Origin of the sequence: Weizmannia sp. WK01 (genome assembly GCF_025905465.1) — a bacterium.
Classification (GTDB): domain Bacteria; phylum Bacillota; class Bacilli; order Bacillales; family Bacillaceae_C; genus Weizmannia; species Weizmannia faecalis.
On sequence record NZ_CP109616.1, the window covers coordinates 2011242 to 2033086 of the forward strand.

At 50.0% G+C, this 21845-nt stretch carries 25 protein-coding genes; 8 read left to right on the forward strand and 17 right to left on the reverse strand.

Features of this window, described 5'->3' with window-relative positions:
- Nucleotides 1–2: 2 nt before the first annotated feature.
- The 12 genes from OF158_RS09515 to OF158_RS09570 all read right to left on the reverse strand — a co-directional run bounded on the left by OF158_RS09515 (nucleotide 3) and on the right by OF158_RS09570 (nucleotide 8657).
- Nucleotides 3–428, reverse strand: coding sequence for a stage V sporulation protein AB (locus tag OF158_RS09515; RefSeq protein WP_014098110.1), 426 nt, complete (start codon nucleotides 426–428; stop codon nucleotides 3–5).
- Entirely contained in the window at nucleotides 415–1035 is a 621-nt protein-coding gene (locus tag OF158_RS09520; RefSeq protein ID WP_014098109.1) for a stage V sporulation protein AA, read from the reverse strand. The genes OF158_RS09515 and OF158_RS09520 overlap by 14 nt, the downstream gene beginning before the upstream one ends.
- Before the next feature lie 205 nt (nucleotides 1036–1240).
- Nucleotides 1241–1999, reverse strand: a complete 759-nt coding sequence (gene sigF, locus OF158_RS09525; protein ID WP_014098108.1) for an RNA polymerase sporulation sigma factor SigF — start codon at nucleotides 1997–1999, stop codon at nucleotides 1241–1243.
- A gap of 12 nt (nucleotides 2000–2011) precedes the next feature.
- On the reverse strand, nucleotides 2012–2455 hold the full coding sequence (gene spoIIAB / locus OF158_RS09530) for an anti-sigma F factor (protein ID WP_014098107.1): 444 nt from the start codon (nucleotides 2453–2455) through the stop codon (nucleotides 2012–2014).
- Complete coding sequence (spoIIAA, locus tag OF158_RS09535; RefSeq protein ID WP_014098106.1) at nucleotides 2456–2806, reverse strand: anti-sigma F factor antagonist; 351 nt, start codon at nucleotides 2804–2806, stop codon at nucleotides 2456–2458.
- 111 nt (nucleotides 2807–2917) lie between these two features.
- Complete coding sequence (locus OF158_RS09540) at nucleotides 2918–4081, reverse strand: D-alanyl-D-alanine carboxypeptidase family protein (protein WP_035184655.1); 1164 nt, start codon at nucleotides 4079–4081, stop codon at nucleotides 2918–2920.
- A gap of 273 nt (nucleotides 4082–4354) precedes the next feature.
- Entirely contained in the window at nucleotides 4355–5248 is an 894-nt protein-coding gene (gene xerD, locus OF158_RS09545) for a site-specific tyrosine recombinase XerD (RefSeq protein ID WP_035184653.1), read from the reverse strand.
- 5 nt (nucleotides 5249–5253) lie between these two features.
- On the reverse strand, nucleotides 5254–5472 hold the full coding sequence (locus OF158_RS09550; protein WP_013859564.1) for a YqzK family protein: 219 nt from the start codon (nucleotides 5470–5472) through the stop codon (nucleotides 5254–5256).
- Between the two features lie 143 nt (nucleotides 5473–5615).
- Nucleotides 5616–6089, reverse strand: a complete 474-nt coding sequence (locus OF158_RS09555) for a ferric iron uptake transcriptional regulator (protein ID WP_035184651.1) — start codon at nucleotides 6087–6089, stop codon at nucleotides 5616–5618.
- Nucleotides 6090–6198: 109 nt separating this feature from the next.
- Nucleotides 6199–6843, reverse strand: a complete 645-nt coding sequence (spoIIM, locus tag OF158_RS09560) for a stage II sporulation protein M (RefSeq protein ID WP_014098103.1) — start codon at nucleotides 6841–6843, stop codon at nucleotides 6199–6201.
- 93 nt (nucleotides 6844–6936) lie between these two features.
- Complete coding sequence (locus tag OF158_RS09565; RefSeq protein WP_035184649.1) at nucleotides 6937–8112, reverse strand: endonuclease Q family protein; 1176 nt, start codon at nucleotides 8110–8112, stop codon at nucleotides 6937–6939.
- Nucleotides 8109–8657, reverse strand: coding sequence for an NUDIX hydrolase (locus OF158_RS09570; protein ID WP_035184647.1), 549 nt, complete (start codon nucleotides 8655–8657; stop codon nucleotides 8109–8111). The genes OF158_RS09565 and OF158_RS09570 overlap by 4 nt, the downstream gene beginning before the upstream one ends.
- An 85-nt stretch (nucleotides 8658–8742) precedes the next feature.
- Between OF158_RS09570 and mciZ the strand changes: the two genes are divergently transcribed.
- Together mciZ and OF158_RS09580 are read left to right on the forward strand one after the other, a co-directional pair.
- Entirely contained in the window at nucleotides 8743–8874 is a 132-nt protein-coding gene (gene mciZ / locus OF158_RS09575) for a Z-ring formation inhibitor MciZ (protein ID WP_035184645.1), read from the forward strand.
- A gap of 69 nt (nucleotides 8875–8943) precedes the next feature.
- Entirely contained in the window at nucleotides 8944–9855 is a 912-nt protein-coding gene (locus OF158_RS09580; RefSeq protein ID WP_017550488.1) for an aldo/keto reductase, read from the forward strand.
- Nucleotides 9856–10060: 205 nt separating this feature from the next.
- On the opposite strand, the gene OF158_RS09585 is transcribed toward OF158_RS09580, so the two are convergent.
- Complete coding sequence (locus OF158_RS09585) at nucleotides 10061–10309, reverse strand: YqkE family protein (RefSeq protein ID WP_026104517.1); 249 nt, start codon at nucleotides 10307–10309, stop codon at nucleotides 10061–10063.
- Between the two features lie 329 nt (nucleotides 10310–10638).
- On the opposite strand from OF158_RS09585, the gene OF158_RS09590 reads away from it, so the two are divergent.
- The 4 genes from OF158_RS09590 to OF158_RS09605 all read left to right on the forward strand — a co-directional run bounded on the left by OF158_RS09590 (nucleotide 10639) and on the right by OF158_RS09605 (nucleotide 15097).
- Nucleotides 10639–11289, forward strand: a complete 651-nt coding sequence (locus tag OF158_RS09590) for a 5-bromo-4-chloroindolyl phosphate hydrolysis family protein (protein ID WP_014098097.1) — start codon at nucleotides 10639–10641, stop codon at nucleotides 11287–11289.
- Entirely contained in the window at nucleotides 11286–12494 is a 1209-nt protein-coding gene (locus OF158_RS09595; RefSeq protein WP_035184640.1) for a toxic anion resistance protein, read from the forward strand. Before OF158_RS09590 ends, OF158_RS09595 begins: the two co-directional genes overlap by 4 nt.
- A 198-nt stretch (nucleotides 12495–12692) precedes the next feature.
- Entirely contained in the window at nucleotides 12693–13613 is a 921-nt protein-coding gene (locus tag OF158_RS09600) for an alpha/beta hydrolase (RefSeq protein WP_017550494.1), read from the forward strand.
- A gap of 74 nt (nucleotides 13614–13687) precedes the next feature.
- Nucleotides 13688–15097 carry a glycoside hydrolase family 18 protein gene (locus tag OF158_RS09605; protein WP_014098094.1) on the forward strand — a complete coding sequence of 470 codons (1410 nt, stop codon included), beginning with the start codon at nucleotides 13688–13690 and terminating at the stop codon, nucleotides 15095–15097.
- Nucleotides 15098–15247: 150 nt separating this feature from the next.
- On the opposite strand, the gene OF158_RS09610 is transcribed toward OF158_RS09605, so the two are convergent.
- From OF158_RS09610 to OF158_RS09620, 3 genes are all read right to left on the reverse strand, one after another.
- Entirely contained in the window at nucleotides 15248–15589 is a 342-nt protein-coding gene (locus OF158_RS09610; RefSeq protein ID WP_014098093.1) for a YolD-like family protein, read from the reverse strand.
- The gene (locus tag OF158_RS09615; protein WP_014098092.1) at nucleotides 15586–16821 is read right to left on the reverse strand and encodes a DNA polymerase IV; all 1236 of its coding nucleotides are present in this window, start codon (nucleotides 16819–16821) and stop codon (nucleotides 15586–15588) included. Before OF158_RS09615 ends, OF158_RS09610 begins: the two co-directional genes overlap by 4 nt.
- A 151-nt stretch (nucleotides 16822–16972) precedes the next feature.
- On the reverse strand, nucleotides 16973–17770 hold the full coding sequence (locus OF158_RS09620; RefSeq protein ID WP_035184637.1) for an SDR family NAD(P)-dependent oxidoreductase: 798 nt from the start codon (nucleotides 17768–17770) through the stop codon (nucleotides 16973–16975).
- Nucleotides 17771–18270: 500 nt separating this feature from the next.
- Here OF158_RS09620 and proC point away from each other — a divergent pair, with 500 nt between their 5' ends.
- A complete protein-coding gene (gene proC / locus OF158_RS09625) occupies nucleotides 18271–19098 on the forward strand; it encodes a pyrroline-5-carboxylate reductase (protein ID WP_017550497.1) in 828 nt (275 codons plus the stop codon).
- Nucleotides 19099–19139: 41 nt separating this feature from the next.
- Here the strand turns inward: proC and rnz are convergent, their stop codons facing one another.
- Nucleotides 19140–20057 carry a ribonuclease Z gene (gene rnz / locus OF158_RS09630; RefSeq protein ID WP_014098089.1) on the reverse strand — a complete coding sequence of 306 codons (918 nt, stop codon included), beginning with the start codon at nucleotides 20055–20057 and terminating at the stop codon, nucleotides 19140–19142.
- A 269-nt stretch (nucleotides 20058–20326) separates the two neighbouring features.
- On the opposite strand from rnz, the gene zwf reads away from it, so the two are divergent.
- On the forward strand, nucleotides 20327–21826 hold the full coding sequence (zwf, locus tag OF158_RS09635; protein WP_014098088.1) for a glucose-6-phosphate dehydrogenase: 1500 nt from the start codon (nucleotides 20327–20329) through the stop codon (nucleotides 21824–21826).
- The last annotated feature ends 19 nt before the right edge of the window (nucleotides 21827–21845 follow it).

Sequence of the window (21845 nt, forward strand, 5' to 3'; positions counted from 1 at the left end):
TCTTAATGATTTACATAATAAAGCCATTGAAATAAAGCGCCAGCCACCTTCCCGAGCACGATCGCCATCAATGCGCCGGCAAGACGCCCGTCCATTCCAATTCTTTTGGAAAAAATTGGGATGACATTGACCACTTCTGTGAGCGCCGCAGCAAGCATGCCGACAAACAGGCCGCAAAACAACCCGACAGGCGCCGCAACGATTGCTGAAAGCCGGCCGCCTGCGTCACCAAGCCCCCACCATGTCCCGGACAGCACCCCGAATACAACTGCCCATTCGTATGATTGGATGAACCGTTCTGTCCTGGACAGCTGGACAAGCCGCGGCACAATGCCAAGCACCGTTAAAAAAGCCACATACCCGCAGCCGACCACAAGCCCGCCGCCGAGCCCGCAAAACACGGTGAAGATTTGCTTAAGGATGGTCAAAATGTTTCATGTTCTCCTTATTCTCATTCAACAGGATATAATGGTCGATGTCCTGCTGATAGTTGAAAATTTCAACTTCAAGCGGGCTCGGTTCTTCATTAAATTTCTTTTTAAATGCATGGTTAAAAAAAATTACCATACCCGCCCCGAGGCCGAGCGAATAGGGAATTTGAAACATAAGCGGCGTATTGTCGCGGATGCCTGTAATCAGATAATAAATTTTTTCCTGGGCAGCCCGCATGCCGACATCTTCGTGAAAATTGATAATCCCAAGCGCAGAGCCTAAAAAAAGCAAAATCCAAATCAATATAAAAAACAAAAGCGGCAGGTACCTCTTTTTTGCGGCTACTTCCACAATCGTTGCCGCCGGACCGACCGGAGACACGGCAGCGTCCGGAATCTTTTTCTTGATACAGGAAATAATTTTCATCATATCAATGACAACGGTGTTCCCGTCGGCCTTGGAAATGGTTTGGACGGGGGTGTCCAAAAGGGTTTCCTGTATACCGGACGGCGCGTGAATCTGGGCAATATGGGATAATCTTACAGTAAAGCCCGGATTGACGCGAATACGGTGGCGGAGCCGCAAATAAATCGTTTCATCCACTGCCTTCACCCCCTGCTTTCATACGTTGTGTTTGTAGTATGTGATATTGGAAGATTTTCATGCACCAGTTTCATGCTGTATGTATCGTATGATCAGGCGATTCGCCGGACTTTTGCACGCTTCCTGTACTTTTTTCCATTGCCGGATGATTTTCGGCTTCTGTTGGACGCCACATCCGGGAATAAAAAAGCAAAAAAGCGCACGTTTACAACTCCATGCGCTCTTTCATTACTTCAAGTATTTTCTTTTCAAGCCGTGAAACCTGCACTTGCGAAATGCCAAGCCGTTCGGCCACTTCGGACTGTGTCTGGTCTTTGTAATAGCGGAGGTACACAATCAGCCTTTCGCGCTCCTCAAGCCCTCTGATCGCTTCCTGGAGGGCAATCTGGTCAAACCACTTTTGGTCGTTCTGGTCTGAAATCTGGTCGAGAAGCGTGATCGGGTCGCCATCGTTTTCATATACCGTCTCATGGATCGATGACGGGGCTTTGCCTGCCTCCTGCGCCATGACGACTTCCTCGACCGGCATCCCGAGTTCTGATGCGATTTCGTGCACGGTCGGCGATCTCCCCAGCTTTTTCGTTAACTCATCGCGGGTTTTGCGGATCCGGTTGCCCGTTTCTTTCAAAGAACGGCTTACTTTCACCGTTCCGTCGTCGCGCAAAAACCGCTGGATTTCCCCGATGATCATGGGGACTGCATAGGTGGAAAATTTGACGTCATACGAAAGATCAAATTTATCGACCGATTTTAACAGCCCGATACAGCCGATTTGAAATAAGTCATCCGGTTCATATCCGCGATTCAAAAAGCGCTGGACAACCGACCAGACAAGGCGCATATTTTTTTCAACAATCAGGTCGCGTGCCCCCTGGTCCCCTTCCTGGCTGCGCCTGATCAGGTTTTTCACTTCCTCATCTTTTAACCGGGTTTTCTTTTCTGCCTTTTTCAGTTCTGCATCCATCGGCACGACTCCTTAATTGCATAAGGCGTTTTTCAAGGCCAAATGCTTTTTTAGACGAATGATGGTGCCTGATTCTGGCTGCGACTTGATTTCTACATCGTCCATAAAGTTTTCCATGATCGTAAAGCCCATTCCGGATCTTTCCAGGTCAGGCTTTGTTGTAAATAGCGGCTGCCTGGCTTCTTCAATATCCGCTATGCCTTTTCCTTCATCGCGGACGGTAATTTCAACCGTGCCGTCGTCATAAATGGCAGCCGATACATAAACCATTCCGTCCGGGTTTTCTTCATATCCGTGAATAATCGCGTTTGTTACCGCTTCGGATACGACCGTTTTGATTTCGGTCAATTCATCAAGCGTCGGGTCAAGCTGGGCAACAAAAGCGGCAACCGCCACGCGGGCGAAAGATTCATTCCGGCTGAGCGCGGAAAACTGCAATTGCATTTTATTTTTCATTCAGGCAACCCCCAATCTGTGCAGCGCGTATTGTTCCGATTCATCAAGGCGGATGATTTTAAAGAGGCCGGACAGTTCAAACAGCCTTTTTACGGCCGGAGAAATGGCGCAGACGATCATTTCCCCGTTTTTCTGCTTGATCTGTTTGTATCTTCCCAATATCACACCTAAACCGGAGCTATCCATAAAGGAAAGCTGCTCCAGATTTAATACAAGATGGCGGATGCCGTTTTCTTCAATTGCTTTTGTCACACTTGCACGCAAACTTTCAGCCGTATGATGGTCCAATTCCCCCTGCAACCGGATGCACAGGACATCTTTTTTCACTTCCAGGTCAATTGCCAGACTCACAATTAAAGCCTCCTTCGCTGTTAATAGTGAGTCATTTCGACCTTGCTTCCCGTTTTTCCTTCCGGGAGACAAAAGAAGCTTTAAAAAAACAGAAACCAAGCGGATTCGACATCAATCTTTCTGGACAAACATGCCCGCTGCACGTTTAAACAGCTGCCACCAGCCTGCACGTTTCACCGTTTTGTCGGCAACAAGCGTTGTTTTTGAAAGCACCTTTCCGTCTTGGCTGATAGTCAGTGTTCCAATTTCATCGCCTTTTTGGACAGGGGCCTGCACATTTTTTTTGAGCTTCACGGTTTTTTTCAAATTTGACAATTTGACACCTTTTTTCGTCAGCACCGATACCGGTTCGCTCGTCACCGCCCGGACATGCCGCATGCTCCCTTTTGACACTTTGACCTGGTCAAGCGCCGCGCCTTTTTTGTACAGCGGGTGGGAGGTATACTGGCTGAACGCATAGTCAAGCATTTTTGAAACCTGGGCGTTCCGCACTTTTGTTGATGGCGCCCCGAAAACGACGGCGATCACACGCATGCCGTTTTTCTTTGCCGTTGCGGTCAGGCAGAATTTTGCTTCATTTGTAAAGCCGGTTTTCAGGCCGTCAACGCCCGGATAATTGCGGACCAGTTTATTGGTATTGACGAGCCAGAACTTTTTATCGGAGCCTTCCCTTAAGTAATCTTCATATTTGCCGGTGAAATGTGTAATGCCGTGATGTTTCAGCAATTGCTTCGCCATGACGGCCATGTCATAAGCTGAACTGTAGTGACCTTTGACAGGGAGCCCGGTCACATTTTCAAAATGGGTGTTTTTCAAACCAAGCGCTTTTGCCCGTTCATTCATTTTGTCGACAAAAGCTTCTTCGCTTCCGCCAATTCTTTCCGCCATCGCAACGGCCGCGTCATTTGCCGAACCGATCGCAATCCCTTTCAGCATTTGTTCAACCGTCATTTCTTCGCCGGGCTCGAGAAAAATTTGCGATCCGCCCATGGATGCCGCATACTCACTCGTCCGTACTTTTTCATCCATTTTGATTTCGCCTTTGTCGAGCGCTTCCATAATTAAAAGCATGGTCATGATTTTCGTCATGGAAGCAGGCGGCAATTCTTCATGGCTGTTCTTGCTGTACAGCACTTCGCCCGTGGCCTGTTCAATTAAAATGGCGGATTTCGCTTCCGGCGCCAGTTCATTTTTCTTTTCAGCTGCGAACGCTTCAGGCACAAGGACGCCGGCTGCAAGCATGAAGCAGGTAACCAAACCAATGATTTTCTTCATGATGACCCTCCAACTTGTAAAATCATAAAACGTGAAAACAAAACCTCCGTACACGCTGGGAGATATGCATAAAATCATTTTTTCCAGTTGCGCCATTTTTATACTGGATAAATTCCCTTTCTTCTAATCCGCGGGATGCCGGCTGCCGGACAAATAAAAAACGCACGGTTTTTACGCCGTGCGCCTTAAAGATCTGTTTTTAATTTGCCCCTGTGTTCGCGAAAAACGGGTCCCCGCCAAACCCGCCGCGCCCGAAAAAAAATGCGGCCGGGTTTAAGCCCTTGGATGGAATTTCGCATAAACATCCTTTAACCTCGTTTTGGAAACATGGGTGTAAATTTGCGTTGTGGAAATGTCGGCATGGCCGAGCATTTCCTGAACCGCCCGCAAGTCTGCCCCGTTTTCAATCAGATGAGTGGCAAATGAATGCCTCAGTGTGTGCGGGGTAATGTCTTTCTCAATATTGGCTTTTTTCGCAAGCGCCTTTAATATTTTCCAAAAGCCTTGCCGTGAGAGACGGGCACCGTGATGGTTCAAAAACAGGGCATCCGTTCTATTCGTTTTTGAAACCAGTTTGGGCCGTCCTTCTTTTAAATACCGGTCAAGCGCAGCCGACGCCGTGCGGCCGATCGGGATAATCCTTTCCTTGTCCCCTTTTCCGATACATTTAATAAATCCCATTGATAAATGCAGATCGTCAAGATTAAGGCCGGTCATCTCACTGACGCGCATGCCGGTCGCATACAACAGTTCAAGCATCGCACCATCCCGCATATGAAGAGGGGTATCCCCTTTTGGCGCAGCAAGGAGCGCTTCCACTTCCTGAACGCTCAGCACTTTCGGAAGCGTCCGCTCAGGCTTCGGGGTTTCAATATGGACAGTCGGATCCTGGCACGCAAATTTTTCCCGCAACAAAAACTGATGAAAAGACCGGATGGAGGCGACATGCCTGGCAATCGTCTTCGAGGACTTTCCCTGCTGTTTTAAAAAGTTCAGAAAGTGGAGGATGTGAAACCGCGTCACTTCATTCCAGGATGTAACAAGCTCCACTTTTTGCAGGTAGCGGAGATAACTGTGCAGATCGCGTTTATAGGACGCGATCGTATTTTCAGCAAGCCCTTTTTCAACGATCATAAAATGCATGAAATCTTTGATTTGATCTTCCATTCCAATTACTCCCCATCCATATAAAAGAGCAGCAGCCGTTCTGCCCAGGCAGGCTTATGATCCCCGGCACTCACCTTTACAGCCGCGCCTTTTGGTTTTTCATAACGGTGGTAGCTTTCATATTCCTGATTTACCCAAAGCAGGGCAAAGTAGAACAGCAATGTACAGCATAAAAATAAAATGAAGACTTTAAGCGCATGAAGCAAAAGTTTCAGCCACGGCATATCCCGCCCGCCTTTCTGTATCGCTTTACATACAAGCTATGACAGACTTCCGCCGTTTTATACATCCTTTTATGTAAAAATTCAACCGGCTGAAAATGCGGTGTTATAACAAAAACCTTTTCGTCTTGCGAAAAGGCCGGCTATTATTCGTTTTTTTCGTTTTCGTTTCCCTTTTCTTTTTGCTGGCACCGGTAACAAATCCCGTGAAATGTCAGGCGATGGTCTTTTATAATAAAATTCCAGCGGCTTTCCACAACTTTTTCGACATTTTCCAGTAAATCTTCCTGAATTTCGTCCACCGCGCCGCATTCAATGCAGACAAGATGATGGTGAAAATGTGCGGCGCCTTCCTGCCTCAAATCATAACGGTACACCCCGTCGCCGAAATTGATTTTGTCCACCACTTTCAGTTCGGACAGCAGTTCCAGCGTGCGATAAACGGTGGCCAGGCCGATTTCAGGGGATTTTTCTTTCACAAGGAGGTATACATCTTCCGCACTTAAATGGTCTGTTTCATGTTCCAGCAAAACGCGCACGGTTGCTTCCCGTTGCGGCGTCAGTTTGTAGCTGGCCGAATGCAATTGCTTCTTAATTCTATCAATACGAGCTTCTTCCATGATTCCTCCCCCTTGCCGCTGTCTCTGATATTATAGCAGATTAAGGGGAATAGTCAAAATGAAATGATTATAAACAGTTAAAAACAACATTTATTATTTAAGAATGATTTTAATGGATCATCTTCATCACGGCCTGCATCAGCTGCGGAGAAAGATAAGCCTCGATGCAGGCGGCCGCGAGAGATGCGATGAAAACAGCGAGAAGCGCCGTGCAATACCTTAAAAACAATTGAAAAAAAGCAAAGTGGGCAGCCTGTTTCATAAAAATTTTCCGGATCAGGTTCAAGGAAAACATGACAGCCATCACCGAGGTGAAAATAAACAAAGGAATGATCAGCAAATTTTGCGGAAGAACGGTTACAAACGAAAGCAAAAAACCGCCCCATTTCATCTGGTTGACAAGAAAACCGATCGAAAACCCGACGACAAGCCCCTTTAAAAATAAGAGAACAAGAATGAGCGGCAGGCCGATGATCGAAATACCGAGCAGCCAGATGAGGCCGAGAAATTTCAAATTGTGCAGGAAACTTGAACGGAACAGGTCCTCAGGCGCGGCGAGTTTGCCGGTTGAGACTTGTCCGAAAAATTGCTTTAAGTAAAAAAACAAGTCTTCTTTCTGTGCGATCGACAGGCTGTTGACGATGACGGCGCCAAAAATGACGCCCATCAGGAACAACGCGATGACAAATGCATAAATAGAGGAGTTTTCCCGGATATGGCGGCTGACAGGATTTTGCAGGGCAATTTGCTTCATGAGCGGTGTCCCCTCCTTCAAAAGATTGGCACTTGCTATTAATCTATGAAAGGACATAGCCGTTTATGAAAAAAGTCCAAAACCGGAGCGAAACTATTCCGGCTTTGGACTTTTTACCTTGCCATATTTTCCGCCCCCGCCGGCCTCAAACGCCAATCCCCCGGAACGCTGTTTCAAGATCAGTTCCGAAAGCGGCGGTTTTACAACGCTTTTCAAGGCGGATTCGGGCACCCGGTGCAAAATATTCATCTCCGTCCCGAAATGGTCCAGCAGCTTGCCCATCGTTTTCGGGCCGAGCCCCGGCAAAAAATCAAGCGGCACCTGGTGGATGTAGGGTGGCCGGGCAGGATGCGTTTTTGCGTCTGTCAGCTCTTCTATTCTTTCCGAGACACCTTTTGTTTTCAGGCGCGACCCGCAATGCGGGCATGGGCCGTTTGAAACAGGGTTCCGGCATTTGGCGCAAGTCGTTGTATAATATTTCCCAAGTTTCGGGTTTAAGCCGTAATTGGCGGCAATCCGGTTTTCCCCTTCGCCGCGCAAAGCTTTTAACAGCCCTGTAAACCCCGGCGATTCCAGCATCAATTTTTGGTACTCCCTTGCCATTTTGCCGAGGGAATGGGCGTCTGAATTGGTCACGAACGGATAGCGGTGCAACTCGCTAATTTGATCGGCCATGCCGGTATCAGAACTTAATCCCAATTCCACAGCATCTATCAGATCCGGGTCCAGCACTTCTGTTAGCGACCGTTCCACACCTTTTCCATAAAGGCTCTTAAAGGGGGTAAATACATGGGCGGGAATAAACATCCCGGAGAGTTCTTTCGTTTTTTCCTGCACTTTCCGGGCCTCTGCGCGGACCCGCTGTGTGCTTAAATGCGGATTGGACACGCGCCCGCCATACCATGCGGAAAACTTGCCGAGTGTGTCCATATCCGGAAAATAGCTGAGCAGATGGACCGGCCCACGGCAGTTTTCATCATACACTTCCATTTCAATCCCGGGAATCAGCGTGACTTCCCCCTGGTAGAGGAGGCCGCCTTCATCAAGCTGCACCAGTTCACCGGCTGCAAGAAGCGCCTTCATCTCTTCCCTGACTTCCGGGACATGGCAGTCGATCACCCCGACGAGATCGAGCCCTTTCGGCTGTTTGGCCGCCTTTAATATATTTTCAAGCGTCAGGCTTTTTGCCCCCGTAATTTTGACGGGCCGCCCCGTTTTTGTGCGCCCGATGTGGATGTGCAAATCTGCAAAGTACGGATTGACACTCATTTTCGCGCCTCTTCAAGCATCCAGTGCTGGAGGGCAACCAATGTTTTGGCGTCGCATATTTTCCCCGACCGGATCATTTCCCTGACTTCATCCATGCCCAGTTCCAAAATATCGACAAATTCATCATCATCGCCCGCTTTTGGATTGGAAAGTTTTTCAAGGCCGGTTCCGGCATAAAGATGGATATATTCATCCGCAAAGCCCGGTGAAGTATAAAAAGCGGTTACCGGTTCTAATTTCGCGCAGGCATAACCGGTTTCTTCCTCCAGTTCGCGTTTTGCCGCTTCAAGCGGGTCTTCCCCCGGCTCGAGCTTCCCCGCCGGAATTTCAATGAGCGCGCGTTCAGCCGCTTTCCGGTATTGTTCCACCATCACCACTTTATGCTCATTTGTGACCGCAAGCACACAGACGGCGCCGGGGTGCTTAATAATCTCACGTTTCGACGTTTTTCCGTCCGGCAGTTCAACTTCCAAGACTTGCACGTGCAAAATTTTGCCGTTGAAAATTTCTTCCGTCTTCAATGTTTTCTCTTCGTATTTATGCATGTTACCCGGCTCCTTTTGTTCTTCATCTAAAACTGACGCATATATTTTACCATAAAAAACAGACCGTTCCGGGAGGGAAAGCTTGATGATCATCATCGTCCATCCGAAAGGCATCCTTATGAAAGGAAAAGCATGGGAAATTCGCGACCGGCTGAAAACATACCGCAAACAATATAAAACGGTCGCCGAATGGGTTGCAAAAACAGCTTCTTCATAAAGGTTCTGTCCTCATATTTGTATTTTTCCCCGCCCCTTCTATACAATAAAAAAAAGGAGGCAGGAAAACATGGAAAAAAACCGGTTGGGAAATTCAGATTTATATGTTTCAAAGCTCGGGCTCGGCTGCATGTCGCTCGGTACGGATCCGAAAAAAGCACGGATCATCATTGAATCCGCACTTGAAGCAGGCATCAACTATTTTGACACGGCCGATCTTTATGACCACGGGGTGAATGAAAAACTGGTCGCAGAAGCGCTTAAAACTGTGCGCGATGAAGTCGTCATTGCCACAAAAGCCGGAAACCGCTGGAATGAAGACGGCAAAACGTGGCGCTGGGATGCTTCCAAAGCTTACATAAAAGAAGCGGCAAAACAAAGCCTGAAACGACTCGGCACGGACTATATCGATTTGTACCAGCTGCACGGCGGCACGATCGAAGACCCGATAGACGAAACGATCGAAGCGTTTGAGGAATTAAAGGCAGAAGGCATCATCCGCGCTTACGGCATTTCTTCCATCCGCCCGAACGTGATCCGCGAATATGTGAAAAAGTCATCCATTGCAAGCGTCATGATGCAGTACAGCCTGCTTGACCGGCGGCCGGAAGAGACCATCACGACGCTTTTAGGCGAAAACGGCATCAGCATTGTCGCAAGAGGCCCGGTCGCAAAAGGGATTTTAAGCGGGCTGCCGGAAAAGATTCCAGCAGACGGTTATCTTGATACCGGTTATGAAGAAATTGTCGCCCTTCTTGAGAAAATCAAAAATACGCTTTTAACCGGCGGGCGGACGATGCTTGAACTTGCACTTCAATATGATCTCGCCTGCCCTCCAGTTGCCGCCGTGGTTGCCGGCGCCAGTTCCCCGGACCAGGTGCGCGCCAATGCAAAAGCCGTAAACGCTGCGCCACTTACACCGGAGGAGCACCGGCTTCTGCGCGAGCTCACCAAACAAAACCGATACGAAGCGCATCGGTAATCTGTTTTCAGCAAAGAATGCACCGCGTTCTTTGCTTTTTTGTTTATTTTTTCACCTTGTTCCAACAGCCCTTTCCCGGTTATGCCGGAAACCATCCCGTTTTCCCCCGTGCAAAGGAAGGATTTAAACGGCAAATGGAAATCAGGGCGTAATCAATCGTACAGGCAGTTGTGTCAAGGCGACTGCCTGTGCCATTGCCATCTTTTTAGCCTTTATATCGTTTCCAGTCCAAATCGGATTCTTCCAGCAGTTCCGCAAACGATTTGTTCCGCTCGCGCTGCTTCCGTTCTTCTCTTTTTCGTTCTTCTTCCGCCCTCTTTTTTTCTACTTCCACTGCCGCAAGTTCCTGCTTTGCCTGTTTCAATTTTTCGAGCACATCTTTTTGCAGCGCATCCTTCAGCTGCACTTTCTCATCCTGTTTTCCTTTTTGTTGTGCCTGTCTCTTTTTTGCCATTTGCTGCCGTTTGCAAAAAGCCCGCATGCCTCGAGTGCAGCCGGGGGCATCTTACAAACGGCCTTCACCGCCCTTCTTCTATCATCTTTTTTCATTATAATATATTTACCAATGCTTCATCATCCCTCAGGAGGTCCGTTCATGAGCGACCCGGCTCCCAGACTGAAAAATATTTTCCGGAAGCTGCTTTCTCTCTTTAAATCCATGCGCGATCTCTGGTATAGTAGCGTTAAAGAAGAAATTTGCAAGGTTTTCGAATCTTTTCAGGGCTGCTTTTCGTATAAGACGTATGGCCGAATCAACCAAGATCGTGATCAGGGGTGTCGATTATGAAATTTTTTATGGGTACGGTGATTCGCACCGTAATAACCATTTCTAGCGTTATCCTTCTCTTTCTCGTCATTTATTTTTCATCCGGCCATCTGTTCTGGCTGTCGCTTTTGCTTTCGCTTGTCGGCGGCTTTCTGATCAACCGGCTTGTGAAGTGGCAAATGTTGCGGGGTTTTCTGAAAGCGCAGCAGCTAACGCGGAAAGATTATCAATATATCCGGAAAAACCTGAAAGAAGCGGACGAAAAAATCAGGCGATTGCAAAAAACCTTTTTATCCGTTCGTTCCATTAGCACGTTCAAACTTTTTTACGATATGAATAAAGTAATCAGGAAAATACAGGCACTGGTCAAAAGAGAGCCGAAACGTTTCTATCAGGCTGAATCTTTTTATTTTTACCATTTGGATTCCATGACGGAGCTTGCGGAAAAATATGCCCTCCTGCAATCCCAGCCTGTAAAAAACAAAGAAATGGCCGTGCAAATCCGGGAAACGGAAGAAACGTTAAAACAATTGGGACGCGAAACAGAGAAAGATCTGTACCATATGCTGTCAACGGATATGGATGAGCTCGATTACGAACTGGCATACGCCAGGCACACCATCGAACGCAAATCCCCTTCCCGGCATGAAAGGAGTGCAAAAAAATGAACGCAGACAAAGAACTTTGGCAGGAACCAACAGGCGGCGGGCTGGATGATCTGCTTGCCGATCCGTTCGGCACGCGTGACGCCATGCTGCCGGATGAGGGACAGAAAGCGGAGCCTGTCACTGAAACGAAACCATCACGCCTTGTGGACATGCTGCCGGAGGAAAACCGGCAAAAAGCATACGAACTCGCAAAGCAAATTGACCCTTCAAACCACCAGGCCGTCATTTTATATGGCACACAGGCGCAATCGAAGCTGCTAAATTTCTCACATGCCATGCTTGACCAAGTCCAGAAAAAAGATATCGGGGAAATCGGCGATATTTTAAATGATTTGATGAAAAAACTTGAGCAGGTGAATCCCGAAGAACTTGTCCCAGAAAAGAAAAACTTCTTTTCCCGCATGTTCGGCAAAATTTCCAATTCGGTGCAGGAACTGCTTTCAAAATACCAGAAAACAAGCGCGCAGATCGATCGCATCAGCGTGAAGCTCGATCTCTCGAAAAAGACGTTGCTGAAAGATATCCAGCTGCTCGAACAGCTGTATGAAAAAAACAAAGATTATTTCCATGCGCTTAATATTTATATTGCAGCCGGCGAGCTTAAGCTTGAGGAACTGAACACAAAAACGATTCCTGAAATGAAGAAAAAAGCAGAAGCAACCGGCGACCAGATGGCCTTCCAGGAAGTCAACGACATGATCCAGTTTGCCGACCGGCTTGAAAAACGGCTGCACGACTTAAAATTAAGCCGGCAAATCACGATCCAGAGCGCGCCGCAAATCCGACTGATTCAAAACACAAATCAGACGCTGGCTGAAAAAATCCAGTCCTCTATTATGACGGCGATCCCGCTATGGAAAAACCAGATCGCGATTGCCCTGACGCTCATCCGCCAGCGCCATGCGGTCGAAGCGCAAAAACAAGTGTCCAAAACGACCAATGAACTTCTGTTGCGCAATGCCGAAATGCTGAAATCGAACACGATCGAAACGGCGCAGGAAAATGAGCGCGGCCTTGTCGACATTGAAACGTTGAAAAAAACGCAGGAAAGCCTGATTTCAACGCTCGAAGAAACGCTGCGCATCCAGCAGGAAGGAAGAGCCCGGCGGTTCCAGGCCGAACAGGAACTGGCGACGATGGAAAACGAACTGAAACAAAAACTGATGAACTTGAAAGGGCCGGGGCCGGGTGCCGGGGCGTCCTGACCAAAACGGGCAAAACGGCAACAGGCCGGGCCGGCGGACGGAAAGCCTGCTGCCGCTTTCAAACATAGATCCATCCGGAAAAGCGGCAGGAGCCTGAAAATAAAACCGGCGCAACCGGAAACTTGCGCCGGTTTTTTCTTTCCGCTTATTAAACCGCATCCGGCATCCTTTTTTACTTCAACATGCGGAGGGATTTTGATGAAAAAATGGTTCTCCCTGGCCGGCACGGCGGCGCTTGCTGCAGGCGGGCTCGGCTTTTACATGTCAGAGCGGGTGATGCATATCCGAAAAAAAGACGACAGCCACGTCATAAGCCGGGAAGTGGCCGCGAAAAGGCTGGATCTTAAAGCGTACGAATCATTGCCGAAAGAAGAAGTTTTGATTCCGTCCCCATTCGGTTACAAGCTCAAATCGGTTTTTGTGAAACCGTTCCCCGAGTCAAAAAAATGGATGATTTTTTGCCATGGCGTGACGGAAAACAAAATGAATTCTGTTAAATATATGAACCTGTTCCTGAAGCGGGGCTTTAACGCTGTCCTCTACGACCACCGCCGCCACGGGGAATCCGGCGGCAGTACAACGAGCTACGGATACTATGAAAAGCATGACTTAAAAGCGGTGGCAGATGAACTTCTCAGGCGCGAAGGGGACGGTATCTTTTTCGGGATTCACGGCGAATCAATGGGCGCCGCCACGCTCCTGCTGTATGCCGGCGAGCTTTGCGGCCGCGCCGATTTTTACATCGCCGACTGCCCGTTTTCCTCGTTCCGGGCGCAATTGATCCGGGAATTTACGCGGGAAACGCGGCTGCCCGGAAAATGGTTTTTTCCGCTTGCCGATTTTTTTGTCCGCATCCGCGACGGCTACTCGCTCCGCCGTGTGTCGCCGATTGATGTAGTCGGCCGGATCAAACAGCCGGTCCTCTTTATCCACAGCGCCAAGGACGACTACATTCTGCCCGGGATGACCAAAGCGCTTTATGAAAAGAAAAAAGGGCCGAAACAGCTGTTTATTGCCGAAAACGGCGCCCACGCCCAGTCGCTCAACTTAAACCGCGAACAGTATGAACAGGTGATTGATGAATTTCTTGAAAAAATGGCGGCGTCCCGTAAGCTTTAATGCCATTTTTTGCGAACGTCCGCCCATGTTGCTGAATATGGTATAGGAGCCTATCAAAACAGGGAGTGTCCATGATGGAAATCTATACCGTACAGCAAGGCGATACCCTTTGGCGGATTGCAAACCGCCTCGATGCCGATCTTGCCCAGCTCTTTTTGGCAAACGGGCTGACTGCATCATCCCCGCTCGTCCCCGGCCAGGCGCTTGCCGTTCCTGACCGGTTCTTTCAGTACATCGTCCAGGAAGGGGACCAGCTCGGCACAATCGCCGCACGCCTCGGCGTTTTGGCACAAGCGCTTATAAACGCCAACCAGCTCCGCAATCCCGCCTCGCTTTTTCCGGGGCAGGTGCTTTTTATCCCCTACCGGAACCATACGGTAAAACAGGGCGAAACTTTGTATGGCATTGCCCGTACTTACGGGGCGGACATGGGGGCCATTATGCAGGCGAACCGGCTTCCCGGCACTGCTCTTTCCGCCGGCCAGGTGCTGCGTATACCCGCACCCCGCCGCCCTGTGAAAGAAGTCAATGCCTATACAACCGGGTTCGGCGCTGCGGGCACCGCTGAAGTTTACCAGCTCGGGCCGTATTTTACGTACTTGTCCCCTTTCCGTCATACGTTCCGCGAAGATGGCAGCCTGACGCCGCTCAACGACCGCTCCGTCCTTCAGGCAGCGGAAGCAAACGGTGTCCTTCCGCTTTTAATCCTGGCCAATTTCACCTCGGAAGGATTCAGCTCCGATCTGGCTGCCCGGCTGCTTCGCAATGAAGCATTGCAGGAAACTTTGATCAGCAATCTTCTCGCCACGATACGGCAAAAAGGGTACCGGGGCGTCAATTTTGATTTTGAATATGTGTATCCGGAAGACCGCGACCGTTATACGGCGTTTCTCAGGCGCGTCGCCCGCCGGTTCCGCCCGGAAGGCCTGCTCGTCTCGACTGCGCTTGCGCCGAAAATTTCCGGCACGCAGCCGGGCCTGCTTTACGAAGCCCACGATTACGGCGCACACGGGGCCATCGTTGATTTTGTCATTTTGATGACGTATGAATGGGGATGGGCCGGCGGCAGGCCGCGGGCCATCGCCCCGATTCCTGAAGTGAGGCGTGTCCTTGATTATGCCGTTACCGTCATTCCGCGGAATAAGATTATGATGGGGGCGCCGCTTTACGGACGTGACTGGAGAATCCCGTGGCGCGCAGGCACAACGGCGCGCACGATCAGCCCGCATGAAGCCCTTTCCTTGGCGGCACGGTACGGGGCTGACATCCGCTACCACCCGACCGACCAGGCGCCTTATTTCCGTTACACTGATGCATCAGGCCAGCAGCATGAAGTCTGGTTTGAAGATGCGCGCAGCATGCGGGCAAAAATCAATTTGCTAAACGAATACGGGCTGCGCGGAATCAGCTACTGGGTGCTCGGCAACCCGTTTCCCGAAAACTGGGTCGTGCAGCAGGCACTCATTCAGGCAAGAAAACGGTAATCCGCAACAAAGCGTACGGATGCCCTAAGATTGATTTCATGAATGCTGCTTCTTGCTGCAACAGGATGCGTCCAAACCGCCAGTGCTGCATTTTTCTGCATCGCCCGTACGAAAATCCATCCGGCAGGCTTTTTCAGGCTTGCCGGTTTTTCATGCCCGTTCCACTTCTGTCACCGCGGAAAGTTTGATCGATATCCGCTCCCCTGTCTCCCCTGCCAGCTCCAGCTTTTTTTCGAGCGGCCGGAATTTTGTAATGGTACCGGTGGCGGTAAGAAAATTTCCCGCTTCAAAGAAACGGACCGTAACCGGCACGCGCAGCCGGCAGGCAGATATGAGCATACGGTTCATCTCTTCAAGCTGCTGCTCATCGAGTTCGGGTTTTGTCTGTTTCTCCTGTTCTTTCTGCCATTTTAAAAGTGCCTGCTTATGCTCGGGCAAAAACATGCGTGACCCTTCCCAAAGTTTGTTACCGCGCTGCAAATGGCCGCTCATTTATAATGCCCTCCTATCTTTTTGGCACGTTCAAGCGCCTGGCCGGCATCAAGCAGCGACACGGCGCGGATGACGGCGCCGGAACCGTATTTCTGCTTGATGCGGTCGACCGCATACCCAATCTTTCTTTCCCCTTCCCTGTTTTCAAACAGATCAAGCTGCCGGATATCATCCCGCGACAGGCGCGACAGCCCGACGCTGATACGGCGGACCGGATTTCCGTCCCAAAACGAAAGAAACAGCCGGCACGCCGCCCGGTAAACGTCCATTGTCCCGTTTGTCGGCGCCAGAAGCGTCATCTGGCGGTGAAAGCCGGACGGATGGGCATAATCCGCCCCCTGGCAGCCGACCGAAACACAAGCGCCCATGACGCCTGAAGTACGCGCCCGGAAACAGACTTCCTCGCAAAGTTCAAGAAGGGCAACTTTGATTTCATGCTCAAAATCGGCGTAGTCGCGCGGCAGCGTCATCGCATGCCCGATCGCTTTCTGTCCGACGTGCGATTCTTTCGAGACGGGCGACTCATCAATCCCGTTTGCCGTCTCCCACAGTACCTGGCCGCCAATCCCCCACCGTTTTTTTAAAACAGAAAGTGGAAAGCAGGCAAGCGCACCGATTGTATAAATGCCGAGCCGCTTCAGATGCTGCTCCATCCGGCTACCGACACCGAACATCCTGCCAACCGGCAAAGGCCACAAATGCGTTTTGAGATGATGGTGATCCAGTTCAAAAATGCCGGTTTTGTTTTTCTTCGCAAAATGGTCGCACGCCATTTTGGCCAGCACTTTGTTTGGCCCGATCCCGCAGCGGGCATACACGCCGGTTTCTTCCATGATGTCCCGCTGGATTTGCGCGGCGATCTCGCGCGGTTCCCCGAACAGCCGCCTGCTACCCGTTACATCCATGAACTGCTCGTCAACGGAATACGGTTCAACCATGTCCGTATAGCGGGCAAGAATCGAAGAAATCTGCACCGATACATCGAGATAGCGCTGCATGCGCGGCCGAACAATGACGGCATCCGGGCAGAGCTGCTGCGCTTCCCACAGGCGGAGCGCATTCTTCACGCCGCGCTTTTTCGCGAGCGGGCAGGCAGCGAGCACCACCCCGGACCGGCGCGCCGGATCCCCCGATACGATCACGGGTTTATCCCTGTACGCCGGATGATCGGCTTTTTCCACACTTGCATAAAAAGACTGCATATCGACGAGAAAAATCACACGCTGGCTCATCTTTCAACCCCTCTTACCTTAGAAACTAAGCAACCAACACGAACTATAGTTCTTATTCTATTTCTCATTATAAACGAATATACGTTCTTTCGCCAATTATTTTTTCAGGCAGAGGGGCTATATTTTTCCAAAACGCGCATCACACCGGCTGCTATTTTTTAAAGAAAGCCTGCCGTCCGAGCCTTTCCACAAGCCCGGGGAAAAGCGCATGGATGGCAGCGGATGCATTCATCCATTTTGGCGCATTGATTTCACGCCGGTTTACAAGCATCGTATCCGTTATTTTTTCTGCAAGTTTGCCGGGATCCAGCATCCATTTTTCAATATTTTTCCGGTAGGTGCCGGACCGGTCGGCGATGTCGAAAAAACCGGTTGCAACCGGGCCGGGATGAACGGCTGTCACATAGACACCAAAGCGCGCCATTTCCATGCGGAGGCTGTCCGTAAAACCGCGCACTGCAAATTTGCTGGCCGCATAGACGCTTGATTTTGGGGTCGCCATTTTGGCCGACTGGGAAGCGATATTGATAATATGGCCGGCACGATTTTTTTGCATATGCGGGACGACCGCTTTGGTGCAGGCAATGAGCCCGATGACATTGACATCAAACATCCCCCTGACATCCTCCATGCGGATATCCTGCACTTCATCAAAAACGCCGAAACCGGCATTGTTCACGAGCACATCAATCTGGCCACAGCGGTTGTAAATCGATTCAAAAACAGCAGGAATTTTGCCGTGCTCCGCTACATCGCAGCGAACGGTCAGACACGAAACCTGGTAAGCTGCTTCGATCTCCGCCTTGATTTTTTCAAGCTTGTTGAGGCTTCTGGCGAGCAGCACAAGGTTAGCCTCGTTTTTGGCGGCGGCAAAGGCGATTTTTTCCCCGAGGCCGCCGGAAGCGCCGGTAATCACGATCGTTTTCTTCCGGATCCGTTTATTTTCCATATTTCCATCTTCTCCCTCTATCTTGAAAATTTTCATTCCTCCGCTGGTGCCATTTGCCGCGGCATGGATGCCTATGCTGAAAAATGGTGCCGGCCGATTTTCATGCTTCCTCCCGTGCCACGTTCATTGCGGCATGCACGCCTAGTACCATTTTAAAATGGCCGGGCACGGATTTTTTTATCTGAAAATTCACGGAATCGCCCTTGACAACTCCCCGATTTTTCTTCATAATAAGTAATACCATTTTGATAAGCGATCGGCTGTGACCAGGACCAGTAAGCCGGGCATGATGCAAGAGAGCGGGGTTCTCAGGCTGGAAAACTCCGCCATCCGCTGCCCGGCCGAACCTGCCTGTGAGCTGTTTGGCAAAACCAAACCGGATGAAAACCGTTAACCAAATGAGATGCAGGATGGATTCCTGCAATAAAGGTGGTACCGCGGAACATGCCCTTTCGTCCTTTACGGATGAAGGGGTTTTTTGCTTGAAAGGAGGCATTTGCATGAAAATATCATTTATTGGTGCCGGGTCGATGGCCGAGGCGATGATCAGCGGCATGCTTGAAAAAAGAATCGTAAAAGCCGGGGACATTCGCGCCCATAACCGCACGAACAAGAAAAGGCTCCGCACGTTGGAACAGAAATACGGCATCCGGGCTGCAGACGGCCTCGACCAGCTTTTCGAAGGCCCGGACGCGGTCATCTTAGCCGTAAAACCGAAAGATGCCCCAGATGTGCTCGAATCGGTCCGTCCGCTCATATCTCCGGACACCCTGCTGGTTTCGGTAGCGGCCGGCATCACCATTCCGTTTATCGAAAACAAGATTGGCCGGCATATTCCCGTTGCGCGCGCAATGCCGAACACATCGGCGAAAGTCGGGCTGTCGGCAACCGGCATTGCCTTTAACATCGCTGCGACAAAACAGCACCGGCACCGGGCGTTTGCCATATTTTCGGCTGTCGGCATGACTACGGCCGTAAAAGAAGAACAGCTCGATGCTGTAACAGGGCTTTCGGGAAGCGGGCCGGCGTATATTTATTATATCGCCGAAGCGCTCCAGCAGTCAGCTGCAGAAATCGGGCTCGACGCACAAACGGCAAAACAATTTATCCTCCAGACGATCATCGGCGCAGCAGAAATGCTGAAAACTTCAGCAGAACCGCCGGAAGCGCTCCGGAAAGCCGTCACAAGCCCGAACGGCACCACAGAAGCCGCGATCCGCGTCCTTGACGAACGCGAGGTCAAACAAGCTTTCATTGACTGTGTAAAAGCAGCTGCAAAGCGAGCAAATGAGTTATCGAACGCAGGGAAAGAACCCGCAAGAGAATAACCGGCAATAAAAAAAGCGGCAGGCAAGCCGCTTTTTTTGCTTTACAAAACAGGCACTTCCATCAAATCATGGACAAGCAGACTGTCCGGGAATAAAGCTTGCGCTTCCTGCTCAAGCGCCGGCCAGTCTTCTTTTCCGTACCTGGCACTAATATGGGTAAGAAGCAGCCGTTTTGCCCCCGCCTGCTTTGCCGTTTGCGCCGCGTCCGCCGTCGTCGAGTGAAAATAATCATGCGCCATTTGCCCGCTCTCCTTGTTAAACGTTGCTTCGTGAACGAGAAGATCGGCATTGGCTGCGAGCCGGATTTCCGCCTCATTCGGCCTTGTATCGCCAAGGATGGCAATGATCTTCCCCTTTTTCGCCGGGCCGAGATAATCTTTTCCGCTGATCACGCGGCCGTCTTCCAATGTTACCGTCCGGCCTTCTTTCAGCAGCCGGTAAACCGGGCCCGGGCGGATCCCTTCTTTTTTCAATCGATCCGCATCCAGCGCGCCCGGTTTGTCTTTTTCGGTAATCCGGTAGCCGAAGCTTTCGATCCCATGGTCAAGCCGCAGCGCACAAACCGTAAAGCGGTCGTCTTCAAATACCGTTCCTTCTTCAATTTCGATGATCTCCAAAGGATATTTCAGACGGGTTTCGCTCACTTTCAGGGAAACTTCCACAAACGCTTTTATGCCTTTCGGGCCGTAAACGGTAAGCGGGCCATCCCCGCCCTGGAACGACCGGCTCCCAAGAAAGCCGGGAAGCCCGAAAATATGGTCGCCGTGCAAGTGGGTGATAAAAATTTTTTCAACTTTGCGCGGTTTGATCGCAGTGTGCAAAATCTGGTGCTGTGTCGCTTCCCCACAGTCAAAAAGCCAGATGGCATTTCGTTCTTCCAGCAATTTGAGCGCAATGGACGTGACGTTTCTTGCTTTGGCAGGTACGCCCGCGCCAGTTCCCAAAAATAAAATTTCCAAATGATGTTCCCCCCTTTCCTGCCGGATCCCGGCCGCACATATAGAACTATCTTATCATAATTTTACGGAAAGGAAACTATTGCATATCATTTGCGTATTTGCCCGTGAAAGTCTAGAATATAGTGACAATGAAATGGGGCCGGAAAACGGAAAAAAATGATTTTTCCCTGCTTTTGAAATGAAATGGCTGCAACAAGGCAAACTATAACCGTATCATGAGACAGGCCGGCCTTAAATCGTGATTTTTTGAACAAAGAGAGGTAAGAAAGATGCAGACAACTGAGACACCGAAATCGTTATTTATGCTTTTTGGCGCAACAGGTGATCTGGCGAAGCGTAAGCTGTTTCCTTCCCTGTACAATTTGTACCGGAAAGGCAGGCTGTCAGAGCATTTCGCTGTGATCGGCACGGCAAGAAGGGAATGGACGGACGAAATCTTCCGTGCGCATATAAAAGATTCCGTTCTGAGCGCGAGAGAACATGCTGAACAGCTTGAAGCGTTTGCCGCTCATTTTTACTATCAGCCGCATGATGTGACAGACAGCAACTCGTACATACAGTTGAAGCAATTGGCGGATGAACTGGATGAAAAGTACCAGCTGGAAGGCAACCGGATCTTCTATTTGGCGATGGCCCCGGAATATTTCGGGACGATTTCGGACCATCTGAAAAGTGACGGGCTTACCGCTACAAACGGGTTTAAACGGCTTGTCATCGAAAAACCTTTCGGGCATAGCCTCGAATCAGCGAAACAGCTGAACAGCCAGATCCGGAAATCTTTTTCAGAAGACCAGATTTACCGAATCGACCATTATTTAGGTAAAGCGATGGTACAAAATATCGAGGTCATCCGGTTTGCCAACGCCCTGTTCGAGCCGCTTTGGAACAATCGTTATATTTCCAACATCCAGATTACATCAAGCGAGATGCTTGGCGTGGAAGAACGGGCGCGGTATTACGAAGCGAGCGGGGCGCTCAGGGATATGGTGCAAAACCATATGCTGCAAATGGTGGCGCTCCTTGCAATGGAACCGCCGATCAGCCTGACAACAAACGAAATCCGGAGCGAAAAAGTGCGGGTGCTGCGTGCCTTGCGCACCATTGAAGGAAAAGATGTGCCGGCATACTTCGTGCGCGGCCAGTACGGTCCGGGCGAAATTGGCGGCAAAAAAGTCCAGGGTTACCGGGAAGAGCTGAATGTAGCGCCGGATTCCAGGACCGAAACGTTTGTCGCCGGGAAACTGATGATTGATAATTTCAGATGGGCGGGCGTGCCGTTTTACATCCGCACCGGCAAACGGATGGCGGCGAAATCGACGAAAATTGTCGTGCAGTTTAAAGATATCCCGATGAATTTGTACTACAATACAAATCATGAACTGAACCCGAATCTGCTTGTCATCCATATCCAGCCGGAAGAAGGGATTTCGCTTCATCTGAACGCCAAAAAACCGGGCCAGCATATGGAAACCACCCCTGTGCAGCTCAGCTTTGCAAGCAGCAGCAAAAACGGTATCAATACGCCCGAAGCCTATGAAAAATTGATTCATGACTGCCTGATGGGCGACGCAACCAACTTTACCCATTGGGATGAAGTCGCCTTATCGTGGAGCTTTGTCGATAATATTTCAAAAGTGTGGGAAAACAAGCCGATTTCATTCCCAAATTACAAATCCGGTTCGATGGGGCCGAAAGCAGCCGATGAACTGCTGGAAAAAGACGGCTTCTTCTGGTGGCCGGTGGAAGATCTGGAAGTTGGGAACTGCTGAACCTGTTAAAAAAGGAACA

What these genes read in the sequence shown, in the direction of transcription:
- sigF (WP_014098108.1), bottom strand. Translation starts at nt 1,999, where the DNA reads ATGGATGCAGAACTGAAAAAGGCAGAAAAGAAAACCCGGTTAAAAGAT.
- spoIIAB (WP_014098107.1), bottom strand. Translation starts at nt 2,455, where the DNA reads ATGAAAAATAAAATGCAATTGCAGTTTTCCGCGCTCAGCCGGAATGAA.
- OF158_RS09540 (WP_035184655.1), bottom strand. Translation starts at nt 4,081, where the DNA reads ATGAAGAAAATCATTGGTTTGGTTACCTGCTTCATGCTTGCAGCCGGC.
- xerD (WP_035184653.1), bottom strand. Translation starts at nt 5,248, where the DNA reads ATGGAAGATCAAATCAAAGATTTCATGCATTTTATGATCGTTGAAAAA.
- OF158_RS09550 (WP_013859564.1), bottom strand. Translation starts at nt 5,472, where the DNA reads ATGCCGTGGCTGAAACTTTTGCTTCATGCGCTTAAAGTCTTCATTTTA.
- OF158_RS09555 (WP_035184651.1), bottom strand. Translation starts at nt 6,089, where the DNA reads ATGGAAGAAGCTCGTATTGATAGAATTAAGAAGCAATTGCATTCGGCC.
- spoIIM (WP_014098103.1), bottom strand. Translation starts at nt 6,843, where the DNA reads ATGAAGCAAATTGCCCTGCAAAATCCTGTCAGCCGCCATATCCGGGAA.
- OF158_RS09565 (WP_035184649.1), bottom strand. Translation starts at nt 8,112, where the DNA reads ATGAGTGTCAATCCGTACTTTGCAGATTTGCACATCCACATCGGGCGC.
- OF158_RS09570 (WP_035184647.1), bottom strand. Translation starts at nt 8,657, where the DNA reads ATGCATAAATACGAAGAGAAAACATTGAAGACGGAAGAAATTTTCAAC.
- mciZ (WP_035184645.1), top strand. Translation starts at nt 8,743, where the DNA reads ATGATCATCATCGTCCATCCGAAAGGCATCCTTATGAAAGGAAAAGCA.
- OF158_RS09580 (WP_017550488.1), top strand. Translation starts at nt 8,944, where the DNA reads ATGGAAAAAAACCGGTTGGGAAATTCAGATTTATATGTTTCAAAGCTC.
- OF158_RS09585 (WP_026104517.1), bottom strand. Translation starts at nt 10,309, where the DNA reads ATGGCAAAAAAGAGACAGGCACAACAAAAAGGAAAACAGGATGAGAAA.
- OF158_RS09590 (WP_014098097.1), top strand. Translation starts at nt 10,639, where the DNA reads ATGAAATTTTTTATGGGTACGGTGATTCGCACCGTAATAACCATTTCT.
- OF158_RS09595 (WP_035184640.1), top strand. Translation starts at nt 11,286, where the DNA reads ATGAACGCAGACAAAGAACTTTGGCAGGAACCAACAGGCGGCGGGCTG.
- OF158_RS09600 (WP_017550494.1), top strand. Translation starts at nt 12,693, where the DNA reads ATGAAAAAATGGTTCTCCCTGGCCGGCACGGCGGCGCTTGCTGCAGGC.
- OF158_RS09605 (WP_014098094.1), top strand. Translation starts at nt 13,688, where the DNA reads ATGGAAATCTATACCGTACAGCAAGGCGATACCCTTTGGCGGATTGCA.
- OF158_RS09610 (WP_014098093.1), bottom strand. Translation starts at nt 15,589, where the DNA reads ATGAGCGGCCATTTGCAGCGCGGTAACAAACTTTGGGAAGGGTCACGC.
- OF158_RS09615 (WP_014098092.1), bottom strand. Translation starts at nt 16,821, where the DNA reads ATGAGCCAGCGTGTGATTTTTCTCGTCGATATGCAGTCTTTTTATGCA.
- OF158_RS09620 (WP_035184637.1), bottom strand. Translation starts at nt 17,770, where the DNA reads ATGGAAAATAAACGGATCCGGAAGAAAACGATCGTGATTACCGGCGCT.
- proC (WP_017550497.1), top strand. Translation starts at nt 18,271, where the DNA reads ATGAAAATATCATTTATTGGTGCCGGGTCGATGGCCGAGGCGATGATC.
- zwf (WP_014098088.1), top strand. Translation starts at nt 20,327, where the DNA reads ATGCAGACAACTGAGACACCGAAATCGTTATTTATGCTTTTTGGCGCA.